Here is a 22,272-nt window from a genome sequence, read left to right as displayed (position 1 = left end):
AACCCTATGACCGACTTCGAAGCCACCGTCCTCTCGGACCTCTCCGTCCTCAAAAATCAGATGCAGCAAGTCATGGGCAACGGAACCACCGGCCGCATCGGCCAGATCGAAGACCAGGTACTCCGCCACGACCAGGCCCTCCAGCGCATGAAGGGCTCGGCCGCGGCCTTCGGCGGCTTCCTCACCCTGCTCCATGTCGCCATCGACTACGTCGCCGCCAAACATTAAGTGCTGCCCTCAGGCATGCACCGGCTTACCATCCACCTTCTCCTCCAAAACATAACTCGCCATCGCCTGCGCCAACTGCGAGTCCACCTCGTCCGCAATCGCCATCACGCCCACCAGCAGCACGCTGAAGTCCACCACATGAAGATTGTTCTGCAGCGTCTGGAAGATGCTCACCTGAAGCATTCGCGACTCTTCCACCAGCATGGCTGCCGTGTAGCCCTGCTGGCGTCGCAGCAGCCCGTGTGCGGCCGCGGACTCCGATACCAGCGCTCGCGTGCCTAGCGAAAGCGGATTCTTCAGCCGCGAAACGAGATCCCGAAACAACTGCGGCAGGTGAGAACTCCGGGCAGGGTCATCCAGATGCACCGTGATCACCCCAGGCTCGGAGTCAATGCGTACCAGCCAGTCGGCGATCGTCGCGTCCGTCTCACGATCCAGAATGCTGGCAACGTTCTCCGACACATGGCGCTTCGGCACCCCCGCCTTCAACCGCGCTTTAATCGCCTTCACCAGCGCCAGCGGATCCATCGGCTTCACCAGAATCTCGTCCGCCTGCAGCACGATCGCAGCAGCCGCCTCCTTCATCCTCGGATATCCGCTGAAGATAATCGTCGCCGCCTCAGGGTTGGAATGGCGCATCGCACTCACCACCGTCAGCCCGTCCCCCGCATTCGGCATGTGCAGGTCACTGACCAGCACCTCGAATTTTTGCGATGCAATCAGACCCAGCGCTTCGTGCGCGTTTGCAGCCGTCACCACCTCGAAGTCGTTGTGCTTCAGGACACCGGCGACCGACATCCGCACCGTGTCGTTATCGTCCACCAATAGGACTCTTGGCTTTGCCGGTTTCTTCTCTTCAGCGACAAGCTGTGTTCCATCCGCAAGGAGCATCCGTTTAGTCCATTCCAGACCAAAATGAGGCCTTGTACTCTGGAGTCTCCGCCTCCACGACCCATCTTTCTGCTCACATTTGCACACATCGTCCCTTTTCTCCTCGTTCAGCATAGGCGCCAAGAGGTTCCGGTGCGGAATCCGCCTCTTGAATCAGCAGGTCCTAACTCGCGAGGTGTCCCCGTCTCATCGCCTGACATCGCCGGACGGTCGCCCCGCCAAACCTTATAATCTTCCGATGAGCACCACCCCTTCCATCCAGGTCAGCGTCGTCATGGGCAGCAAGAGCGACTTCTCCGTCATGAAGTCCGCCGTCGAGATCCTCCGCGACTTCGCCATCCCCCACGAAGCCCGCGTCGTCTCCGCCCACCGCACCCCCGACCTCCTCTACACCTACGCCGAAGAGGCCCAGTCCCGCGGCCTCCGCCTCATCATCGCGGGAGCAGGCGGAGCCGCCCACCTTCCCGGCATGATCGCCGCCAAGACCATCGTCCCCGTCCTCGGCGTGCCCATCCCCGCCACCGCCCTGCAAGGCATGGACGCCTTGCTCTCCATCGTCCAGATGCCCAAAGGCGTCCCGGTCGCCACCTTCGCCATCGGAGCTCCCGGAGCCGCCAACGCCGCCCTCTTCGCCGTCGCCACGTTAGCCGCCACCGACCCCGACCTCGCCGCCCGTCTCACCGCCTGGCGCAACGCCCGCCGCGACGAAGTCCTGACCCAATCCCTCGAAATCACCCCCGACGAACACGGCTCATAAACCCCACAACGGGTGCCCCGGGTGCCCCATATCTGGCAGTCTCATCGCCAGATGTGGGACTCTCCCCATCCGCTGTATCCTGTCTTTTGTGACCAGCACCCGAAATCCCATCCTCCCCGGCGCGACCATAGGCATCTTCGGCGGCGGCCAGCTCGGCCGCATGACCGCCATGGCCGCTCGCGCCATGGGCTACCGCATCCTCGTCCTCGATCCCGACCCCGCCTGCCCCGCCCGCTTCGTCGTCGACGGCTGCATCGAAGCCGGCTGGGACGATGCCCGCGAAGCCGCCAACCTCGCCCGCGGCTGCGACGTCGTCACCCTGGAGATCGAGCAGATCTCCCCCCGCAGCATGGACGCCGCCGCCGCCCTCGCTCCCGTCCGCCCCGGCCGCGCCATGCTCTCGATCATTCAGGACCGCATCGAGCAGAAAGACTGGCTCCGCCGCAACGGATTCCCCATCGGCCCCTACCGCGCCGTCCGCTCCCTCGACGACGTCCGCAACGCCGTCCTCGCTCTCGGCGGCCGCTGCTTCTGCAAGTCCGCCACCGGAGGCTACGACGGCCGAGGCCAGGGCAAAGTCGGCTTCAACCCCGACGCCTCCGTCGAAGAAGAAGTCCAGGGCGCGTGGGAGGCCCTCGGCCAGGCCGCTGGCGTCGTCGAGCAAGCTATCTCGCTCGACAAGGAGATCTCCGTCCTCGTAGCCCGCTCCCCATCGGGCGAGGTGAAAGTCTACCCCGCCGCATGGAACCACCACGAGCACCAGATTCTCGCCTGGAGCGTCATCCCCGCCCCCATCTCATCGGATCTGGAGTCTCAGGCAAGGAAGATCGCTACCGACATCGCCGACACCTTCCAGCTCGAAGGCATCCTCGCTATCGAATTCTTCGTAACGACAGACGGCCATCTGTTCGTCAACGAACTCGCCCCGCGCCCCCACAACAGCTACCACGCCAGCGAGCGCGCCTGCATCACCGGCCAGTTCGAGCAGCACGTCCGCGCCATCTGCGACCTTCCCCTCGGCGACACCGACGTCGTCCAGCCCGGCGCCATCGCCAACCTCCTCGGCGACATCTGGTATAACCCCGACTCCCCCAAGGCCTTCGATAAACAACCCAACTTTGCCGCTGCCCTCACTGTGCCCGGAGTCCGTCTCCACCTCTACGAAAAGCTCCGCCCCCGCAAAGGCCGCAAGATGGGCCATCTCTCCGCCGTAGCCTCCACCCCGGAAGAAGCCGTAGCTCGCGTCCAACGCGCCCTGCAGCTCCTCTAGCTCTCCAGCAGGATCGTTCGCTCCCGTCGCCGTTTGCCACTGTCAGGGTCTCGCGGCCCGTCTAAAGAATCCGTCGTGCATAAGGGCACGGCTTCAGCCGTGCCGCAATCGCCTGGTTTGCAGTGCGGATTTAGTCGCTGGGGTACGCTCTTCGTACGCGCCCAACAAGCTCCTGAAGTCACCCCTCACTCCGGATACTCTTCAACTTCCAGAACGAATCTCTGCTTGTACCGCAATCCCACCGCCCCCAGGATCATGCGCAATGCATGGATCGTCCGTTGGTCGCTGCCAATCACGCGGCCTACATCCTCGCGCGCAACGCGGACCTTGAACACCGTGATCGCTTCGGCCACCGCAGCTCGAACCTCAATCTCATCCGGAACACCCGCAATAAGCCGAAGCACTTGCTCGATGAGCAGCCGTGCGGTCTCGACATAGGGATCCCCGGTTTGGACCCGCACCTCGGGCATATCTTGTCTCGGTACGACCGTCGCCCGAATATTCGGCATGAAAAAAGAATCTTATCGACCTTCGCTATGTCGGAAGCCTAACATAGCGATACGATTTACAACTCCTGGGATCGCAACTGAGTTTGAGGTGATCGACATGGGAACCGCACGCGTCTTACTCGTCGATAACGATGAGCTCATCCGCTATAACCTGACTCGCCTCCTCGATGACCACGGTTTCGAAGTTACGACTGCCTCGAACGTTCCCGCAGGCGCTGAAGAACATCCCATCCGAACAATACGACGTTCTCTTGAGCGATCTCCATCCGCCTGGGCCGGGCGATGCTCTCACCGTCGTTGGTGCCTTGCGTCACGCCAACCCACGCGCTGTGACCCTCCTGCTCGACAACCCGCCTGGGATCGAAAAGACCGTCGATGCCACCCTCCTCCATGCAGACGAGATCGTGGTCAAGCCAATCGATGCCCCCACCCTCATCGACGTGATCAAGCAGCGCCTCATCGAACCTCCAGCCACCACCCGCCGGCTGGAAAGCGTAAGCGACATCCTTGAACGCGAGCTGCACCACACCATCGAACGATGGTCCCGCAGCGTCAGGCAGAACGAATCTCTCATGACCGTTCCCATCACCCCCGAAGACCGGGCTCGTTACCTTCCAAGTATCCTGCTCGACCTCATCGCTCGCCTGCGCGCCAACCTGCCTCTTGGAGCACCACGCGCCCACTCTCCATCCTCGACCCAGCATGGGGCCGACCGCTATCGTCAGCGCTACTCAACTGCCATGGTTGTAGAGGAGTCCCGCTATCTCCAGGTCAGCATCTTTGAGACCCTGCAGATCAATCTTCTGTCCCTCGACTTCAGCGTCGTCCTCTCCGATCTCATGGTCATCGCCGACGAGATAGACCATCAGCTCGGCCAGATGATGCGCGGCTACGACGCTGCCGCAGCCGCCTAGATCAAAGGACTTCGTCTCTGACGATCGCCTAAGCGCCCGCAGCCTCTCGCAACCATCCTTCCATCACTTCGTGCCCCACCAGCCCGGCCTGCTGAAGCACCATCTTCCCGCTGCGAATCACGGCAAAGTTCGGAATCCCGCGTACCTGATACCGGGCCGCAAGCTCCGGACTGGCCTCCGTATCCACCTTCAACACCAGCGCCTTGCCGGCCATGTCCGCAGCCGTCCGCGCTACCTCCGGAGCGGCCGCCCGGCACGGCCCGCACCACGCCGCCCAGAAGTCCACCAGTACCGGAACTGTTGCCGACTGCACAATCTCATCGAACAGCGCCGCATCCGCCGCCACCGGCTCCGCCAGCGCAGGCAGAGCACTCTTACAAGCCCCGCACCGCCCCGTATCCGCAAGATGCTTAGCTCCCACCCGATTCTTCTGCCCACATGTTCCACATGTCCGAATCACAGGCATACATTACCTCCGCCCCATAAGATGCTGCACCACACCACGCGCTTCATCACCCCAAGGCCGGGTGCCCCATGTCTCGATTCTGAGACATGGGCTGAAAGCCCGGTGCCCCATATCTGGTGGTCTCATCGCCAGATGTGGGATCCGCGCCACCAACACCCTCCGGATCAACTGCACAACAAAAAAGGCGGACCCGAAGGCCCGCCTCTCCACAATCCACTCACAAAATCTTACCCAATATCCTCAGCCCAATCCTGCAGGTAAGCCTTGAAGTCGGTCATGAACTTGCCCGCATCCGCTCCATCCACAATCCTGTGGTCGAAGCCCAGCGTGAACCGCTGAATCCAGCGGATCGCGATCGAGTCGTTGCCGTCCTTGTCCGTGATCACCTCGGCCTCTTTGTTCAAACCGCCGATGCCCAGGATCGCCGCCTGTGGCTGGTTGATGATCGGCGTCCCAAACTGCTCGCCGAAGATGCCCGCGTTGGTCAGCGTAAACGTCCCGCCCGAGATCTCATCCGCGCCCAGCTTCTTCCCGCGAGCGCGATCCGCGACATCCACAATTGACCGCGCAATCCCCAGGAACGACTTCTCTTCCGTCTGCTTCAACACCGGCACGATCAGTCCCCAATCGAGCGCGACCGCAATCCCGATATTGATGTTCTTGTTGTACCGGATCGCGTCGCCCTCAATCGCGCCGTTCACAATCGGGTGCTTCTTCAGAGCCACAATCGCCGCTCGCGTGATGAACGGCATGTACGTCAGCTTCACACCGTTCCGCTGCTCATACTTGTTCTTCTCCTTCTCACGCAGCTTCACGATCTTCGTCATATCCACCTTGAACACGGTGTGAACATGCGGACTCGTCCGCTTCGACTCGACCATGCGCGTCGCGATGATGCTGCGCATCTTCGTCATCGGCACCAGCTCGCCCGGAGTCGGAGGAGGAGCAACCGGCTTGCTAGGAGCAGCAGCCGCGGCGGGTGCTGGAGCCGCAACAGGCGCAGCAACTGGAGCAGGCGCAGAAGGCTTCGCCCCACCCTCAAGATGCCCAACGATATCCGACTTCGTAATCCGCCCCGAAGCTCCCGTCCCCGGAACCTGCGCCAGGTCGACGTTGTTGTCCTTCGCAATCTTCCGTACCAGCGGGCTCGACCGCAGCCGGTCGCCCTCGCTCGCCGAAACCGGTGCAGCAGGCGCACTCGCTACCGGAGCAGCAACGGCAGGCGCGGCAGCCGGTGCCGGAGCGAAAGCAGCCGGAGCTCCAGCCCCGCCGCCAATCACCGCCACAATCGTGTTGATCGTGACCGTTGCTCCTTCAGCGACCTTGATCTCCGTCAGCACACCCGCCACCGGTGAAGGAATCTCCGCATCTACCTTATCGGTCGAGATCTCGAACAACGGCTCATCCCGCTGCACCGAATCCCCAACCTTCTTCAGCCACTTCGTAATCGTGCCCTCGGTGATCGACTCGCCCATCTGCGGCATCGGCACCTCAGTCCCTGGCCCCGCTGCAGCTTCAGCCATCGCCGGAGTATCCACCGCAGCCGGCGTAGCCGTGTCCGCCGCAGGAACAGCCGCAGTCTCAGCCACTGGAGCAGGAGCAGCCGCCTTCGGCCCCGCTCCATTCGAAGTCGACCCCGCCTCCGCAATCAAACACACCACCGTGTTGATCTGTACCGTCGATCCCTCTTCAATCTTGATCGACTCCAGCACCCCCGCCGCAGGCGAAGGGATCTCCGCGTCCACCTTATCGGTCGAAATCTCAAACAACGGCTCGTCCCGCTGGACAGTATCCCCCGGCTTCTTCAACCACTTGGTAAGCGTTCCCTCGGTGATCGATTCGCCCATCTGCGGCATGACTACTTCAGTCGACATGGTGTTCCTTCCACAAAACCCTAGCTAAACTCTGGTTCGCCCGTGTCCACAAGGCGCAACCCACAAATTATAGAACCGCCACCCCAAACCCGGCCCAAACCGTTCTATTAGCGCACAACCGCCTCAACTCACGCGCAATTCGACCGTAACTTTGTTTCATCCAGCCGGGCCCCAACCGCCCGGTGCCCCATCCATACTCGCGTCTTTTGCGAGTATGGGAGGGACGTATGCGGCCAGCCTAACCGCCGTTTCACATGACGGATCACTAAAACTTGATCCCGTGCTCCCCAACCGTCGCGAACATCGACCAGATATTCGTCAACTCCAGCAGATTGCGGATGCGCTTGCCAATGTTGATCAGCTCCAGCGTGCATCCCGAAGCGCGGCACGACACATACAGCCGCATGACCGTCCCCAGCCCCATGCTGTCCATGTAAGCTAGGTCGGAAAGATCGAGGATGATCCGCTTGGATCCAGCAATGTGCTGCTTGACGCCGGAATAAAGGACATCGGTCACGCCGGAAACCAGCTTCCCGTGACACTTGACCAGGGTCGTTGTCCCTTGATGCTCGATCTCAAGCGTAAGCTGTGGCGCAGCAGCGGGTGTCATCATCGGCGTCTCCTCATCGAGTCACCTCATTCTCAGCACGCCAAACGGGAATTGCAACGCCGTCAATACCGTGCGTACGTATAAACCCCGCACAGATTCTCACTCTTCCCCAGCGCCTCCATGGTGAACACCGGCGGAATAGCGTTGGAAAAGAAAGCAATCCTCATCTCTTTGCCCGCAACAAACGTCGCCATCCACTGCGTCTCATCCGACCCGCAGATCGTGTTCTTATGCAGAAATTTCTTGTCCCCCGGAATGCTCAACCGAAAAAGATGCCCAGCCCCGGCAGCCGGGTCAGCCCCATCGAAAGCCGCCAGAACCTCATCCGTCTTCAGCGGCCGAATCTCGGCCACCGTCAGGCTGAAGAAGTTGATCGTCATCCGCTCGCCGTTGAACGTTACATCCCCGGTAATCGACTGCGCCGGCTTGCTCGCCGGCCGCCAGCTACCCCGCTCCTGCGCCACCAGCGGCCCCGCCAGACTCATCATCAAACCCAAACCGATCCAAAATCTCATCCATCGAGCATGACACCCGCACGCTCCCCTCAGCAACCACTCCACCGCCACTCTGTGCCCCACTCCTGAATGACTCCGTGCCCCATTCCTTCGCAGTCTCACCGCGAATGAGTGGGCCGGCAACAACGTTCGGAGAAATCTCAAACCCAATATCTGGCAGTCCCATCGCCAGACGGGAGACGCAAAAGCTATCCGCGCCCACTCACCGTCAAACCCAAACCGACAGCGGCCGCGCCTCCACAACCGCCTCAGAACGATCCTGCGACTGTCCTCGGCTAAACGAACCACTCCCAGCCTGCCCGCCGCCTCCGTACCCGCTCCCGCCCGAGCCGCCCGATCCCTCACCCGACCGCCCCTCAACCAGCAGGCTGCCAAACTCAGAAGCCTCCTCGTCGATCCCTCCCGCCCCTGCGGCGGCCTTCATCAGCTTCTTGCGAACGTCGGCGGCACGCTTCAACTCCGCCGCCTTCTCCGCAGCCTTTGCGGCATACAAATTGCTGATCCCCAAATCAACAACCGGACGATGAACATGCATCCTGCGCCTCCTGGTAGAGCCTCCACTGCAATGCAAGCAATCGAGAGGCCATACCAGATCGCTCAACGAGCGATAGAGGTGCGATAAATGAGCGACATCTGAGAACAGCGCCGCACCTCACATGAGAGAGCGACTCGACTGGCCGCAAACCCACGATTTAGCGGAGGCTTACTAGGGAAGCGCTTGAGTCACGTTCGCCGCCTTCGCCCTGGTGCTAGAAACTGGTGAACCTATCGTCCATGGGAAAACTGTCTTCCATCGATGCCTTTGGTTTCATCTTGAAAGAGACTTTGCTCGCAAGCTTCACCTTCACTGGAGGCACCCGTAGTGCAGGCGTGTAAGGCTTGGGGCGGGTTGCCCTGCTTCGAGTCCTCAGAGAGACACTCGAACCGCCCGTCTGCGCTCCCACCATGCGGTTAAGACGCTCGGTCAGCTCCTTCATCGATTCCGACTGGGCGTTCAACTCCTCAGCCGCAGCCGCACTCTCTTCCGCACTTGCAGCCGTCGTCTGCGTCACCAGTTCCATCTCTGAGAGCGCCCGGCCGATCTGGCCGATGCCCGTCGACTGCTCCGCGCTTCCATGACTCACCTCGTCAACGAGAATGCCGATGCTGGTGAACTCACCCGATATCCGCTGAATGGAATCAACGACACCGCCAAGCTTCGTCTTGCCCGCTTCGGATTTGGCCACCGAATCCTCAATCAGGCTGGCAGTGTCCTTGGCCGCCTGCGCGCTTCTCTGCGCCAGGCTGCGGACTTCATCGGCCACAACGGCGAAGCCCATGCCCGCTTCCCCAGCGCGGGCCGCTTCCACCGCGGCATTCAGAGCCAGGATGTTCGTCTGGAAGGCGATCTCATCGATGATCTTGATAATCTTTGCAATCTTTCCGCTCGAATCATTGATATTGTCCATCGCGGTCATCATCTCGCCGAGTTGGCGGTTCGTATTGACGAACTCCGACTTGGAATCAGCGACCAGTTTAGCCATCCCAATCGCGTTTTCCGTGTTCTTGTGCGCCATCGAATTGATCTCTTCGGACGAGGCAGAGGTCTCTTCGAGCGATGCTGCCTGCTCCGACGCTCCCTGGGCCAGTGACTGGCTCGACGAAGAAACCTGGGACGACGCGGCCGCGATCTGTTCCGCACCTTCTGAGAGTTCGACGACCGCCTGACTCAGGGCCGAGTTGATGCCCCGGACGATGTAAATCACGATGGCTCCGATTCCCAGCGCGAGCACAACCATGATCCCCACAAGCCACACACTGGATGCCACCGTCGATTCGTTGCTGGCAGAGACCTCCGTTACCTGCCCGGCAGCAATCTGCTGCAAAGTCTGAAAGTCAGCCTCCGATGTCTTCGCCATCGCAAGAAGGGTGCCCGCTTGCAGCGCTGCAGCCGCAACTCCGTCACCCGATTTGGCGAGCCGGTAGAGCTCGTTGTGCGTCTGGATCATATTCCCGTAGCCGTCGATCAGCGCGCCCATAAGCTCGATAGCCTTTGGGCTGGTAGAAAGCGTTCTGTCCTCTTTCAGAAGGCTCTGTCGCTTCTCCGCTTCATCGTGGAATTGGGAGTTGTATTCCTCAACCTTTCCCTCATCTTTCAGGAGCGAGCGCACGACCATTCCCCTCTCGGCAGACAACATATTGCTCGTCAAGATCCCCATCTCGCCGGCTAGCTGCATTTTGCGTGTGCTCGCAGAGCTGATTGAGATCTCGCTTCCGATGTGTGTGAGAGACGTCCAGGCCGCAATCCCCAGAATGAAGGTGAAGGCAAGTGCCGCACCGAAAGCGGTATAGAGTTTTCTGCTGATGGTCATAGATTCCCTTCTCTTACTCAATAATTGGGTCGCTATGGATACGTGGCATCATGCTCTTGCCAGCGATAGACGGTCCAACGCGCGAAACGATACGCCGCAACAACTATCGACCATGAGACCATCTCGCTCCGGCAAAAAACCCTTTTATTTCGTGCAACTTATGTTGTTTTCAGATGTGATGCACATCACATACAAACAGGTCCATCGCCTGTAGCGTGAAGAGGCCAGTGGCAGGCGCCGACATGGTTCAGCCCCTCTTGGGAACCGGTTGAAATACCCGGTCTTGCTTAAGGCACGGCTGAAGCCGTGCCTTAAGCACTCTATTTGCAATGCGGCTTTGGCCGCTGGGTACGGTCTTCGTTCTAGTTGGGCCTTTTCAACAAGCTATTGGAGTTCCGGCCGTGGTCCTATCAAATTCAGATCAGCCGTCCGGAGAGGGCGAGACCCTCCCTCAAGCACCCATCCGCCGAAAACAATCCTCCGCATGGTCGTCCACCATCCCCGACGCCTGCATCCACGAATACACAATCACCGGCCCCACAAACTTGAATCCCTTCAACTTCAATTCCTTCGACACCTTCTCCGACAGCGGCGTCTGCGCCGGCATGGCACCCTTATTCCGGATCGGCTTTCCACCCACCAGAGCCCACGCCCACTCCCCAAACTCGGTTCCACTCTCCCTCATCTCGAGAAAGATCTGCGCCCCGCGAATCGTCGCATCGATCTTCGCCTTCGCCCGGATGATCCCCGCATCTCCCATCAGCCGCGCCACATCCTTCTCTCCAAACCGCGCCACCATCACCGGATCGAACTCCGCAAACGCCCTCCGAAACGCCTCCCGTTTCCGCAGCACCGTGATCCACGAAAGCCCCGCCTGGAACCCTTCCAGCATCAGCAACTCCCACAGCGCCCGGCTGTCATGCTCCGGCACTCCCCATTCCTTATCGTGATACTCCCGCATCAACGGATCGTTCTGCGCCCACGCGCACCGCTTGATCTCGCTTCCACCCTTTGCCGCCACCGTAGCCTCTTTCTCGTAACACTCAAGGCTACCGCTTACGCTTCTTCCACCACCAGCGAAGGCTTCCGTTCGCGATCAAGATGTGCTTCCAGGAACGCCGTCGCCACATCCGCCGCCAGGGGCTTCGACGGCAGGAACCCCTGCATAAGCTCGCACCCAAACTTACGCAGACAGGCGATCTCCTCAGGGCGCTCGACACCCTCCGCCACCAGTTGCTTGTTCAGGTTCATCGCCAGGTCGACCAGCATCCTCACAACATTTGCCTTTCGCGCGTCCTTGTCCAGGTGCCGCACAAAGCTCTGGTCGATCTTCACCACGTCGAACGGATAACTCAACAGATAGCTCAGCGAGGAATATCCCGTACCAAAGTCGTCCAGGCATATCTGGATGCCCAGCTTCTGCGCCCTGGCCAGAGTCTCCTGCAAGGAAGAATGTCCCGTCAGCAGCACCGACTCCGTCACCTCCAGCTTCAGAGACCGCGGGTCGAGGCCCGTCTCCTGCAGCACGCTCACGACCAGTTCCATGACGTTCGAACTCGCAAACTGGCACGCCGACACGTTCACATTCATGGTGTACGCCGTGCCAAACCGCGTGTTCCAATCGTGGCACTGTTGGCAAGCCTTCCGCATCACCTGGGCACCTAGCTCAAGAATCATGCCTGTGTCTTCCGCAACCGGAATGAAGTCGGCCGGAGAGACGCTCCCGCGCTTCTCATGCGTCCACCGCGCCAGCGCCTCGAAGCCCCGCACTTCACCGCCATCCACCGCGAAGATCGGCTGGTAGAACACCTCGATCTCGTGCGCCTCCAGGGCCGCGCGAAGGTCCGTCTCAAGTCCCAGCTTGTAGCGCGGGACCCGCACCATCTCCGCCTCAAACGCCTCTACCCTGTCTCTTCCTGACTTCTTCGCATGATGCATCGCAAAGTGCGCATCCTGCAGCATCGCTCCCGCACTGGCATCGTGCCTGCCAGAGACCAGCCCAATACTCGCCGTCACATGCAGCAGGCGCCCTTCCAGGTACTGCGGCACGCGCAGTACCGCCAGGATGTGCTCCCCGAACTCCGCTGCCTCGCACGCGTTGGCCGCATCTAGCAAAATCACAAACTCATCGCCGCCATACCGGGCCACCAGGTCCTGCTTGCGAACGCTCTCGCAGAGGATCACCGCCACCCGCTGCAGCAGCAGATCGCCGAAGGCATGTCCCAGGCAGTCATTGAGCGTCCTAAACCGGTCAAGTCCTAGGAACAGCACTGCGGTAGACTCCGCCTTCGCCGCAGGCCGCGCCAGCCGCCGCGTGATCTCCGCCTGCAACAGTGTGCGATTCGCCACCGAAGTCAGCGGATCATGCAGCGCCGAATGATTTACCCGCGAATGCAGCGAGTCCAGTTGCCACTCCCGCGCGATCATCCTCGCCGAGAACATCAGGAACGTCACCGCCAGAGCCACACCGCCCAGCACAGGCTTGTGATACGCCAGCACCGCCGCAGCCATCATCGACATGATCGCCAGCCCCAGGGCGCTGATGCCCTGAAGATAGCTGGTCTGCGCTTTCGTCGAACGATAGCTCCACTCCGTCTCATCTCCCCGATTGGAGAGGTCCGTGCAGAGCGCCAGCACCGAGAACAAAGTGAAAGGTATCGTCCAGCAGAGCTCCGCGATCGATCCAAACGCAAAGCCATGGCTGATCGCGGCGTAGTAAAGAATGCAGAACGCCACATACACAGCCATATAGATCGTGAGATTGCGGAAGAAGACACGATCCCGGCCGGGTGCCGTCGTGCAATATCGCAGAACCAGCGCCAGCAGCATCGCCAGACCCTGCACATCGTCAGAGATCGCCTGCGAGATGATACCCGGCGCGGGGAAGAACAGCGCGATCAGAATACTGAAGAAGATATATGCCTGCGCCGCGTCGAACCATCCCGCGAGGTCACGTCGGGTGGCGTTTGGCACATACATCGTCACCCGCAGCATCGGAAAGGCGTAGACGAGCCAAAGCATGTCGCTGAAGCTCAAATCCGTCACGCCCGGCTTCGAAGCAGCAATCGCCCAGAAGACCTGGGCGACAGTCCAGATCACAAACGCCATGGTCAGTTGCACCCAGAGGCGTCGGTACTGACTCTCCTGCCGCGACTTGTAGTAACAGACAGCCGCGGTCATGGCTGCGGCGATCGCTTGAACTGCATAAGACCTCACCATGGGGAGATGCACCATCAAATGCAACCCCAGGTGAAAGAGCTGGATCGCAACAGCCGCGAACAGCAAGCCCTTCGCCCCTCGGCTCATTCTCTCGCGCGAACCTGCCGCCTGTTCGTTCGAGTCAACTTCCGAGACTTCCATGGGTGATCGCAACGATGTCACCTCGGCCAGCAACCACGGGCATGCAGTCGTTCGACCGCCGACAGCCGGGCCTTCGAAAATCTCATCCCGAGAGCGTGCGACAGCTCACATGCCAAGCTATCGGCTCGCACTGGAGATCTTTACAATCTGGCCCTGACCGCTTTACCGATCGCCCCGGCCGCACAGAAACTTCTGCGAGCCGAGGAGGACAAATCCTTGAGTGTGGAGGCGCGTGCGATCTCAAAGCGCTTGAATCGACTAATCCTCACACGCTAGGTCTGTAGGGTAAGCGAGCAGATTCTCTCCAGCAATCACCGGAAGGTGCCATGCTGAGACATTACCAAAGCACCAGAAGCGACAAGCCCCACGCATTTGTATCGCCCAGCAACATCCCGCAACCCGGTCTCTCAGGAAGCGCCCACCAACTCATCAACCGACCCCACCGCCACCATCTGCCGCCCAAACACCCGCCCGAAGCTCTTCGCCACCGCGTTCTCCGCCTCGTCCATCGAAGGCACCCGGTCCGCCTCCAACTCCAGGCTCGTCACCTCGCGGTCGGAGATCCCGCACGGCACAATCCACTGAAAGTCCCGCAGGTCCGTCGTCACATTCAGAGCGAACCCATGTGACGTCACTCCTTGCGACACATGCACCCCAATCGCCGCGATCTTCTTCTCCAGAACGGAACCGCCCCCAACCGTCCAGACTCCCGTTCGCTTCGGCACCCGCTGCGCCATCACGCCGAACTCCCCACAAGCCCGGATCAGCACCTCCTCAATTAACCGAACAAAATCGACAGGCCCCAGATGCGGCCCTTTCTTCCCCGGCAAATCCCCCCTGAGATCGAAGATGGGATACCCCACCAACTGCCCCGGCCCGTGATACGTCACATCCCCGCCGCGATTGGTCTCATAGAGCTCCACTCCGCGCCGCGCCAGCTCCTCATCCGAAGCCAGCACATTCCCCCGCCCCGAGTTGCGCCCCAGCGTCAGCACCGGCGGATGCTCCATCAGCAGCAGCGCATCCCCAATCGCCCCCGCCTTCCGCGCAGCCACTACGCGTTCCTGCGCACGCAGACCATCCGTGTACGAAATTCGCCCCAGTGAAACCAGATGAAGAAACAAATTAGCGCCGACCCGCCTCAGCAATACCGAGCCGCTTGCAATTACTCTTTGCCAGCATATCCGCAATCTCGTTGTGACGAGGCACGGCCTGTATAGCACCCGTGGTCGAGTTCACCCATAGCGAATGAGAGCCGCCCTCCCGCTTCAGATACCACCCGTTGACTCTAAGATGACGCAATAGATCCTCGCGCTTCATCCGACAATAAGTGGCTCGCGAAGCGCAGTAGCGGGCAATCCGCGAAACGCATCTTCACGGCGGTCTTCGAGAATGAGAGTAATCGCCTGGGCAAGGTTTTCGCGGCACTCTTCGACGCTCTTACCCTGTCCGTTTGCCTCGGGAACCTCCGGGCACCAGCCGACAAATCACTCACCATCTCTTTCAATCACCGCCGTGAACTCGTTTTGCATCTCAACCTCCGCCGACCAATAGAAACGCGAAACTAAACGTTCACCGCCAGCCCCTCGACACTGGAGAACCCATCCAGCAACGCCTCCGCCACAGTCGGGTGCGCATGCACGGTAAACATCATCTCCTCGACGGTAGCTTCGAGTTCCAGCGCCGTCACGCACTCCGCGATGATCTCCGTCGCATATGGCCCGATGATGTGTACGCCCAGGATCTCCCCATACTTCGCGTCCGCCACCACCTTCACAAACCCGTCATGCGCATCGAGAATCGTCGCCTTCGAGTTCCCCACAAACGGGAACTTGCCGACTTTGACTTGGTAGCCCTTCTCCTTCGCCTGCGCCTCGGTCAAGCCAACCGAACCAATCTGCGGATCGCAGTACGTGCAGCCAGGAATCCGGTCACGCCGCACCGGCTTGGCGTACTTGCCCGCCAGCTTTGCCGCCACGACAAGCCCCGACATCCCGCCGACATGCGCCAACTGCGGCAGCCCGGCAACGATATCGCCAATGGCATAAACGCCCGGCTCCGTCGTCTCCATCCACTCGTTCACTGGGATAAATCCACGATCGAGCGCAATGTTCGTCTTGTCCAGCCCCGCGTCATACGTCCTCGGAGCGCGGCCAACCGCAACCAGCACCTTCTCCGCCTGCTTGGTCGCGCCCTTGCCGTCCGAAGTCGTGAAGTGCACGAGCACGCCACCCTCGTTCTTCTCCAGCTTGTCCACCTTCGCCGAAAGATGCATCTCGAAGCCGCGCTTCTTATACAGCCGCAGAAGCTCCTTGCTGATGTCTTCGTCTTCGACGTTTACCAGCCGCGGCAGAGCCTCGATGATCGTTACCTCAGCCCCAAAGCTCTTGAAGACCGAGGCAAACTCCACACCCACCGCGCCCGCGCCAATCACCACCAGCGACTTGGGGAAACTCTCCGTCTTCAGAATCTCGATGTTCGTCATGATCGTGTCGTCCGCCGTATATCCCGGCAGCATACGAGCATCAGAGCCCATCGCCAGCACAACCTTCTTCGCCTTCACGGTCTGTACTTTGCCATCAGCCGACTTCACCTCAACCGAGTGCACACCATCCTTCGCCGCACCCGTCAGCCGCCCATAACCCTTGATCGCCGTGATCTTGTTCTTCTTCATCAGGAAGTCGAGACCCTTGGTATGCCGCGAGATCACATCGTCCTTGCGCGCGATCAGGTTCTTCCAGTTCAGCTTCGGATCGCTCACGCCGTCGATCCCGTACTTCTCCGCATGCTTCAGGTGGTCCCAGAGCTCCGCCGAAAATAGCATCGCCTTGGTCGGAATGCAGCCCCACAGCAGGCAAGTCCCGCCCAGCCGCTCATTCGCATCGATCAGCGCCGTCTTCAACCCGAACTGCGACGCCCGGATCGCACACGTATACCCCGCCGGACCACCACCCACCACCACCACATCGAAGATCGTCTCTGCCAAGAAATTGCTCCATTCCTACCGAATTCGCAACAATTCCAATTTTACGCCCATCGATTTAATTCGCATCTTCACCATCTCCCGGACGATAATCCATTCTTATCCGCCACGAGGAGAAGACAGTTGCCCACTTCAATGCCTGCCGCCTTCGCTCTTTGCTTGATACTCTCCGCCACACCTTTCGTCGCCAATGCTCAGGCAGCCTCTTCACCGGCACCACCGGCAAGCACCCATCGCGTCACCCAATTCGAGAACGACGCCGTCAAAGTCTGGCGAACCACCATCCAGCCCGGCACGCCGCTTCCGCTACACCACCACGACCATCCCCGCGTCCTCGTAGCCCTCGCCCCGGGCACACTCAAGATCGTCGAACAGTCCGGGGATACCCGGACCATCAATCTCAAGGTCGGCGAAGCCTACTGGCTACCCGCCATGCCCGCTGGCGCCCTCCATCAGGACGTCAACGCCTCCGGCAAGCCCATCGAAGTCATGGTCGTCGAACTGGAGAAAGAGAAGTAGCGCCCCAGCCTCGTCACAAAGACCTACGGCCGATCAAACACCTGAATCACCGGCAACGCATTGTGCTCATCATCAAAGATGCCTCGCTTTGCGATCGCCCCCTCCGCCATCGGCTCCCACCAGAACACCCCTCGACCTAATCCATTAGGCGTCTGCTTCACCACATCCACCACAGCAGCCAGGTACTCGCGCTGACCCTCCGGAGTCTCCGGAAACTCTCGCTTCTTGCCCGCAAAGTCTTCGCCATACTCCCAGTCGTACGCGGTCTCGGCAAGAATGATCGGCTTCTTATAACGCGTAGCCATGAACGCAAGGTTCTTCCGAAGATCATCAAGACTCCCCTGCCACCACGGATAGTACGACTGCCCAATCACGTCGAACGGCACATGGTTCACGATCAGGTGGTCATAGAACCACTGCGTCCTTTCAATGTCTCCGCCTCTGTCGATGTGGATCATGATCGCAGGCCGCGGCAGATCCCCCTTGCCTGCCTCCACTCCGCGAACGCCCGCCGTCAACAGCTCCGCAAACTGCTCCCATCGATCCGGAAGCCTCCCATCCGGCCACAGCATCCCCGCCGTCACCTCGTTGCCCACCTGCACCATGTCCGGCATCGTGCCCTGCAGCCGGAACGCGGTCACCGTATCGCGACTGAAGTTGAAGACCGCCTTCACCAGCTCGTCATGCGATAGCTTCGCCCACGCCTTCGGCGTCCTCTCATGCTCCGGGTCCGCCCAGTCATCGGAGTAGTGAAAGTCCAGCAGCAGCCGGAAGCCAAGCGCCTTCGCAGCCTTCGCCTCCGCCAGCGTGTAAGCAAGCGTATTCGGCAGCGGCGACGGCTCGTTCATGATGCGCAGCCGAATCCAGTTGTATCCATGGCTACGCAGAATCTCGAGTCCCGGCTTCGCTTGTCCTCCATCCTTGAAGACAACGCCCTTCGACTCAAGATCGCGCAAGAAAGAAACATCGGCCCCGTTGATGAAGTACGGCGCACGCGTTGCGGCGTGACCGTTCGCCTCAGCCGTCGGAGCACCCCCAGGCTGCGCAGTCATCGGCACAATCGACAATCCAAACAGCAGTAGCAAAGAACACAGACGCATCGACATCCTCTCCTGGGCGAACCTTGTCGACCCCTTCTAAAACCCGTCATCTCGACCGGAGCCACGCGGCTTTATCGCGTGGCGTAGTGGAGAGACCCCCGCATTTCGCCCTTGCTCTTGTTGACGTTCTAAACGCCGCAAATAACCCAATCTCGAACTTGTTAGACACGTTCTACAAATGCAGCAGCCCACGCTGTAGCGCAGCCACAACCGCCTCAGTCCGATCATTCACCCCAAGCCGCTCCAGAATCGCCGAGACCCTGACCTTCACCGTGATCTCGGCAAGCTGAAGCTCCGCCGCAATCTCGCGATTGCTCTTCCCCTGTGCAATCCTCGCCAATATCTCCCGCTCCCGCGCACTCAAGTCCGAGTTCGGCGTCCGGCTCGCCAGCGTACGCTTCACCACGGACGGCAGGTAGCGCCCACCTGCATGGACGCGCTTGATTGCCTCCGCCAGCAGATTATGCGGCAGCCCCTTGATGATGTATCCACTCGCCCCCGCCTGCAGCGCCTGGTGAATGTCCTCGTCCCCTTCATACGTCGTCACCACGATGAACCGCGACTCCGGCGAAGCCGCGCGGATCGTCCGAATCGTCTCGACGCCGCTGATGTCGGGAAGCCGCAGGTCCATCAGCGTTACATCCGGCGCGTGTTCGCGATGCAACGCGATGGCCTCGCGCCCGCTGCCCGCCTGCGCGACCGTCTCCATCCCCGGCAGAGTCCCAATAAGCGCCGCAAGCCCAATCCGCACGATGGGATGATCGTCCACAAACATCAATCGAATAGGCGGCGCCTGCACTGCATGAGTCATCGCGTCACCTCACCCATCGGATGCTTCTCGAGCGCAGCCTCCCGGGGCACCAGCGAGCACACCGCCGCACGCGGCAGATGAATAGAAACACTTGTCCCACGCGACCTCTCACTCTCGACCTTCACGCTCCCACCCAGCCGGCTGATCCGCTCCTTGATCCCCATCAGCCCATAATGCCCCTGCGGAATCCTATCCGACGATTCGAACCCCGATCCATCATCCACCACCGACAACGTGAACTCCTCCTCGCGAAAGCACGCCCGAACATCCACCCGCGTCGGATTTGCGTGCAGCAGCGCGTTATAGATCGCCTCGCGGCTAGCCATCGATACCTCGTGAATCGCTGATGCATGAAAGTCATACGCACTGCCTTCGATCACGCACTCCACCTCGATATTCGAAGACCGATTCACCCGCTCCGCCAGCTTCCTCAACGTCTCACCAAAGTCGAGCGACTCTTCGCCGCGCAGGTTCCAAACCGCCTGCCGCGCCTCATCCATCGAAGACGCAAGTTGCGTCCTCGCATAGTCCAGCAGCTCCGCCTGCGCGGAGTTCCCACCCGTCTCAATACTGCAAGCCTCAAGCAGCAGCGAGACCCCAGCGCAGCCTTGGATCAACGTGTCGTGCATCTCCCGCGCCAGCCGCGCCCGCTCCTGTAGCACTGCTTGAAACGCCGCCTCGACTCGCCGCAGCTTCTCGCGATGCACCCACCAGATCAGCAACGCAACCGCAGCCACACAGCAGCCAAGAAACCACCACGTCAGGAAAAAGTACTGCTGCTTATAAAGCGCAACCGTCCGCTCCGTCATGCGCCCTGATCCATCGAGCGCCCTCACGCGAAACGTATAGTGCCCCGCCGGTAGATTCGTATAGTCCGCAACCCGGCGGTTCGTCCCATAGCGCCACGTATCCTCAAAGCCATCGAGCTTATACAGAAACTGCACCGCATCCTGCGGAGCAAGCAGGATCGATCCATAAGAGATCTCAAGGTTCCGATTGTTGGCACTCAACTCGATCGGCCCCCGCTGCGCGGAGAGCGTACGCCCATCCGCAACCACCTCGTCGAGAAACACCTTCGGCGGCGGCGACGATTCACTCTCATCGCCAAAGAACTGCACCGGCCCTCGACTCGTCGGGAACCAGGCATCGCCATCCGCAGTGATCACACCCGAGGGCTGCGTCCCACCATAAAGCGGCGACAGCCTCCCGCCTTCAGCCACAGCGATAAACCGCTGCGACAAGTTCGTCCGCGTATGCCTCGCCATCTCTTCCAGGTCCGCGACCGAGACCACCGCGACCCCACCCGCACCGCTCATCCAGAACCGCTGCCTCGCGTCCTCAAGAATCGAATAGATGCTGTCGCTGGCAAGCCCCTGCTCGGTGCTGTAGTGGGTCAGTTTGGCATCACCCGTGACATAGCGATAGAGCCCGTTGTCAGGAGTCCCGAACCACAACGCTCCACTCGCGCTCTGATGGATCGCCCACACCTTCTCCGCCGCAAGAGCCGCAGTCACCGCATCGTGCACAAACCGCCCGTCCGCGAAGTGGCTCACCCCACGGTCCGTCCCAAACCAAACCTCGCCGGAGCGGTCCTGCAACATCGATCGCACACTCGAATACACCAGCCCCTCTTTCACCTTGTAGCTGCTAAACACGCCTCCTGAAAGCCGGCTCACACCCCCATCGGTTGCGATCCAAAGATCGCCGCTCCGCGTCTCCAGAATGCCGCGCACGAAGTCATTCACCAGCCCATCGGCCATCGTGTAATGCACCGCCGGCCCCTTGCCCAGCCGAAACAATCCGCGCCCATCCGTGCCAATCCAGAGCGCTCCGTCAGACCCACGAAAGACATTGCGTACCCGTGCGCCCTTTAGCTCTGGAAACACCGAAGGCGTAGCCACGCCATGCACCAGATGCGACAGCCCGGTACTCGCTGCCCACAGCGTCCCATCGTTATCCAGCGAGATCGTCCCGAAGTCCGAGTCCGACGCATTCGGCAGCGGCACCAGCTTTACCGACGACCGGCTGAATCGCGCCACCCCCGCCTGCGTCCCTAGCCAAAGGTTATGCTCCGAGTCCTCAAACAAACTAAGCACCGTCTTACTTGGCAGATTCAGGACCCCCGGCTGGCTCCGCTCAATCGACTCCAGACGCCCGCCGCGCAAGGTAAACACCCCCTGGCCAATCGTCCCAATCCACAGCGTCCCATCGCTCGTCTCGCGAAGCACGCGCACCGTGCCCTGTATCCCCGCGAATCGTTCAAACCGTTTTCCACCCTTCGGCAACCACTGCAACCCCGAGACAGTCCCGACCCACATGCTGCCGTCCCGCGTCTGCAGGATCGACTTCACCGTAGTCTCGCTGTACTCCCCCGCCAGCGGCCAGTTCGTCGCGATCCCATCGCGAATCGCGAGCAACTGCGAGCCACCCACCCAGATCGCCCCATCCGACGCTTGCGTAATCGAGTGCACGGTCAGCAGCGGAATCGCACCCATGCCATCCACTCGCACCACCCGCCCCGTGCCATGCGGCAGCCTGAACAAGCCATTATCGGTCCCAATCCAGACCGTTCCCTCACGATCCTCAAGCACCGTCCTCACAAAACCATCGGCCAATCCTTCCGCAACACCGTAGCGGTGAAACGCCCCATTCTCAAGATGAAGCAGCCCTCCACCCTCGCTGCCAATCCACAACGTCCCATCACGCGCCGTCATCAAGCTGAAGACACTGTTCTCCTGGAACGCTGGCGTAGTGCTTCGATCGAACAGCACAAATCGCGAGCCATCGAACCGCAGCAGCCCGCCGGTAGTTCCAATCCACAGAAATCCATCTGGCGTCTGCGCCACCGCCTGCACCGTCTGTTGCGGAAGCCCATCCTTGGTCTGCCACACTCGAGCCGCATAGTTCGCCAGCGACGGCGAAGCCGCGTTCGCAGGCTGCGTCGCTCCCGCCGTCGCCCAGCCCGCCCCAAGGCCGAACAGCAGCAGCACAAACGACCCGACAACCCGCCTTGTTCTCGTAGACACGCTCCGATTCTGCGCTCGCACCGCCGCAATACACAAGCCACGCCCATATCACCTGCCTCACAACGTGAGGAAACCTAAAGCCCGGGTA

At 60.6% G+C, this 22,272-nt stretch carries 21 protein-coding genes; 5 read left to right on the top strand and 16 right to left on the bottom strand.

Features of this window, described 5'->3' with window-relative positions; translation table 11 throughout:
- Positions 1-6 precede the first annotated feature (6 nt).
- On the top strand, positions 7-228 hold the full coding sequence (locus tag OHL18_RS04460; RefSeq protein WP_263373620.1) for a hypothetical protein: 222 nt from the start codon (positions 7-9) through the stop codon (positions 226-228).
- Positions 229-237: 9 nt separating this feature from the next.
- Here the strand turns inward: OHL18_RS04460 and OHL18_RS04455 are convergent, their stop codons facing one another.
- A complete protein-coding gene (locus OHL18_RS04455) occupies positions 238-1,119 on the bottom strand; it encodes a response regulator (RefSeq protein ID WP_263373619.1) in 882 nt (293 codons plus the stop codon).
- 238 nt (positions 1,120-1,357) lie between these two features.
- Here OHL18_RS04455 and purE point away from each other — a divergent pair, with 238 nt between their 5' ends.
- The gene (gene purE / locus OHL18_RS04450) at positions 1,358-1,876 is read left to right on the top strand and encodes a 5-(carboxyamino)imidazole ribonucleotide mutase (RefSeq protein WP_263373618.1); all 519 of its coding nucleotides are present in this window, start codon (positions 1,358-1,360) and stop codon (positions 1,874-1,876) included.
- Between the two features lie 88 nt (positions 1,877-1,964).
- Positions 1,965-3,146 (top strand): 5-(carboxyamino)imidazole ribonucleotide synthase, encoded by a 1,182-nt coding sequence (purK, locus tag OHL18_RS04445; protein WP_317890461.1) that lies wholly within the window; start codon positions 1,965-1,967, stop codon positions 3,144-3,146.
- A gap of 185 nt (positions 3,147-3,331) precedes the next feature.
- Here purK and OHL18_RS04440 read toward each other — a convergent pair whose 3' ends face one another.
- On the bottom strand, positions 3,332-3,655 hold the full coding sequence (locus tag OHL18_RS04440; RefSeq protein ID WP_263373617.1) for a KH domain-containing protein: 324 nt from the start codon (positions 3,653-3,655) through the stop codon (positions 3,332-3,334).
- A gap of 167 nt (positions 3,656-3,822) precedes the next feature.
- On the opposite strand from OHL18_RS04440, the gene OHL18_RS04435 reads away from it, so the two are divergent.
- A complete protein-coding gene (locus OHL18_RS04435; RefSeq protein WP_263373616.1) occupies positions 3,823-4,569 on the top strand; it encodes a DNA-binding transcriptional response regulator in 747 nt (248 codons plus the stop codon).
- A 28-nt stretch (positions 4,570-4,597) separates the two neighbouring features.
- On the opposite strand, the gene OHL18_RS04430 is transcribed toward OHL18_RS04435, so the two are convergent.
- The 11 genes from OHL18_RS04430 to lpdA all read right to left on the bottom strand — a co-directional run bounded on the left by OHL18_RS04430 (position 4,598) and on the right by lpdA (position 16,731).
- Positions 4,598-5,035: a thioredoxin domain-containing protein gene (locus tag OHL18_RS04430; RefSeq protein ID WP_396273896.1), complete on the bottom strand. Its 438-nt coding sequence runs from the start codon at positions 5,033-5,035 to the stop codon at positions 4,598-4,600.
- 227 nt (positions 5,036-5,262) lie between these two features.
- Positions 5,263-6,909, bottom strand: coding sequence for a 2-oxo acid dehydrogenase subunit E2 (locus tag OHL18_RS04425; protein ID WP_263373614.1), 1,647 nt, complete (start codon positions 6,907-6,909; stop codon positions 5,263-5,265).
- Between the two features lie 265 nt (positions 6,910-7,174).
- Positions 7,175-7,522: an STAS domain-containing protein gene (locus OHL18_RS04420; RefSeq protein ID WP_263373613.1), complete on the bottom strand. Its 348-nt coding sequence runs from the start codon at positions 7,520-7,522 to the stop codon at positions 7,175-7,177.
- A 59-nt stretch (positions 7,523-7,581) separates the two neighbouring features.
- Complete coding sequence (locus OHL18_RS04415) at positions 7,582-8,007, bottom strand: hypothetical protein (protein WP_263373612.1); 426 nt, start codon at positions 8,005-8,007, stop codon at positions 7,582-7,584.
- 235 nt (positions 8,008-8,242) lie between these two features.
- Positions 8,243-8,569 carry a hypothetical protein gene (locus OHL18_RS04410; RefSeq protein WP_263373611.1) on the bottom strand — a complete coding sequence of 109 codons (327 nt, stop codon included), beginning with the start codon at positions 8,567-8,569 and terminating at the stop codon, positions 8,243-8,245.
- Between the two features lie 214 nt (positions 8,570-8,783).
- The gene (locus OHL18_RS04405) at positions 8,784-10,385 is read right to left on the bottom strand and encodes a methyl-accepting chemotaxis protein (protein WP_263373610.1); all 1,602 of its coding nucleotides are present in this window, start codon (positions 10,383-10,385) and stop codon (positions 8,784-8,786) included.
- 451 nt (positions 10,386-10,836) lie between these two features.
- Positions 10,837-11,406 carry a DNA-3-methyladenine glycosylase I gene (locus OHL18_RS04400; RefSeq protein WP_317890460.1) on the bottom strand — a complete coding sequence of 190 codons (570 nt, stop codon included), beginning with the start codon at positions 11,404-11,406 and terminating at the stop codon, positions 10,837-10,839.
- A 35-nt stretch (positions 11,407-11,441) separates the two neighbouring features.
- Positions 11,442-13,745, bottom strand: coding sequence for a putative bifunctional diguanylate cyclase/phosphodiesterase (locus OHL18_RS04395; protein WP_263373609.1), 2,304 nt, complete (start codon positions 13,743-13,745; stop codon positions 11,442-11,444).
- A 407-nt stretch (positions 13,746-14,152) separates the two neighbouring features.
- The gene (lipB, locus tag OHL18_RS04390; protein WP_263373608.1) at positions 14,153-14,869 is read right to left on the bottom strand and encodes a lipoyl(octanoyl) transferase LipB; all 717 of its coding nucleotides are present in this window, start codon (positions 14,867-14,869) and stop codon (positions 14,153-14,155) included.
- Position 14,870: 1 nt separating this feature from the next.
- Positions 14,871-15,065: a type II toxin-antitoxin system HicA family toxin gene (locus OHL18_RS23220; protein ID WP_396273892.1), complete on the bottom strand. Its 195-nt coding sequence runs from the start codon at positions 15,063-15,065 to the stop codon at positions 14,871-14,873.
- Positions 15,066-15,309: 244 nt separating this feature from the next.
- Positions 15,310-16,731: a dihydrolipoyl dehydrogenase gene (lpdA, locus tag OHL18_RS04385; RefSeq protein WP_263373607.1), complete on the bottom strand. Its 1,422-nt coding sequence runs from the start codon at positions 16,729-16,731 to the stop codon at positions 15,310-15,312.
- A 120-nt stretch (positions 16,732-16,851) separates the two neighbouring features.
- On the opposite strand from lpdA, the gene OHL18_RS04380 reads away from it, so the two are divergent.
- Positions 16,852-17,247, top strand: a complete 396-nt coding sequence (locus OHL18_RS04380) for a cupin domain-containing protein (RefSeq protein WP_263373606.1) — start codon at positions 16,852-16,854, stop codon at positions 17,245-17,247.
- Between the two features lie 23 nt (positions 17,248-17,270).
- Here the strand turns inward: OHL18_RS04380 and OHL18_RS04375 are convergent, their stop codons facing one another.
- The 3 genes from OHL18_RS04375 to OHL18_RS04365 form a co-directional block, all read right to left on the bottom strand.
- Positions 17,271-18,347, bottom strand: coding sequence for a glycoside hydrolase family 53 protein (locus OHL18_RS04375; RefSeq protein ID WP_263373605.1), 1,077 nt, complete (start codon positions 18,345-18,347; stop codon positions 17,271-17,273).
- 172 nt (positions 18,348-18,519) lie between these two features.
- Positions 18,520-19,158: a response regulator gene (locus OHL18_RS04370; RefSeq protein WP_263373604.1), complete on the bottom strand. Its 639-nt coding sequence runs from the start codon at positions 19,156-19,158 to the stop codon at positions 18,520-18,522.
- A complete protein-coding gene (locus tag OHL18_RS04365; RefSeq protein ID WP_263373603.1) occupies positions 19,155-22,184 on the bottom strand; it encodes a sensor histidine kinase in 3,030 nt (1,009 codons plus the stop codon). The genes OHL18_RS04370 and OHL18_RS04365 overlap by 4 nt, the downstream gene beginning before the upstream one ends.
- Between the last annotated feature and the right edge of the window lie 88 nt (positions 22,185-22,272).

Origin of the sequence: Granulicella aggregans (genome assembly GCF_025685565.1) — a bacterium.
GTDB lineage: Bacteria > Acidobacteriota > Terriglobia > Terriglobales > Acidobacteriaceae > Edaphobacter > Edaphobacter aggregans_B.
Note: the sequence above shows the minus strand (reverse complement) of the source record. Positions and strands in the feature narration are given on the sequence as shown.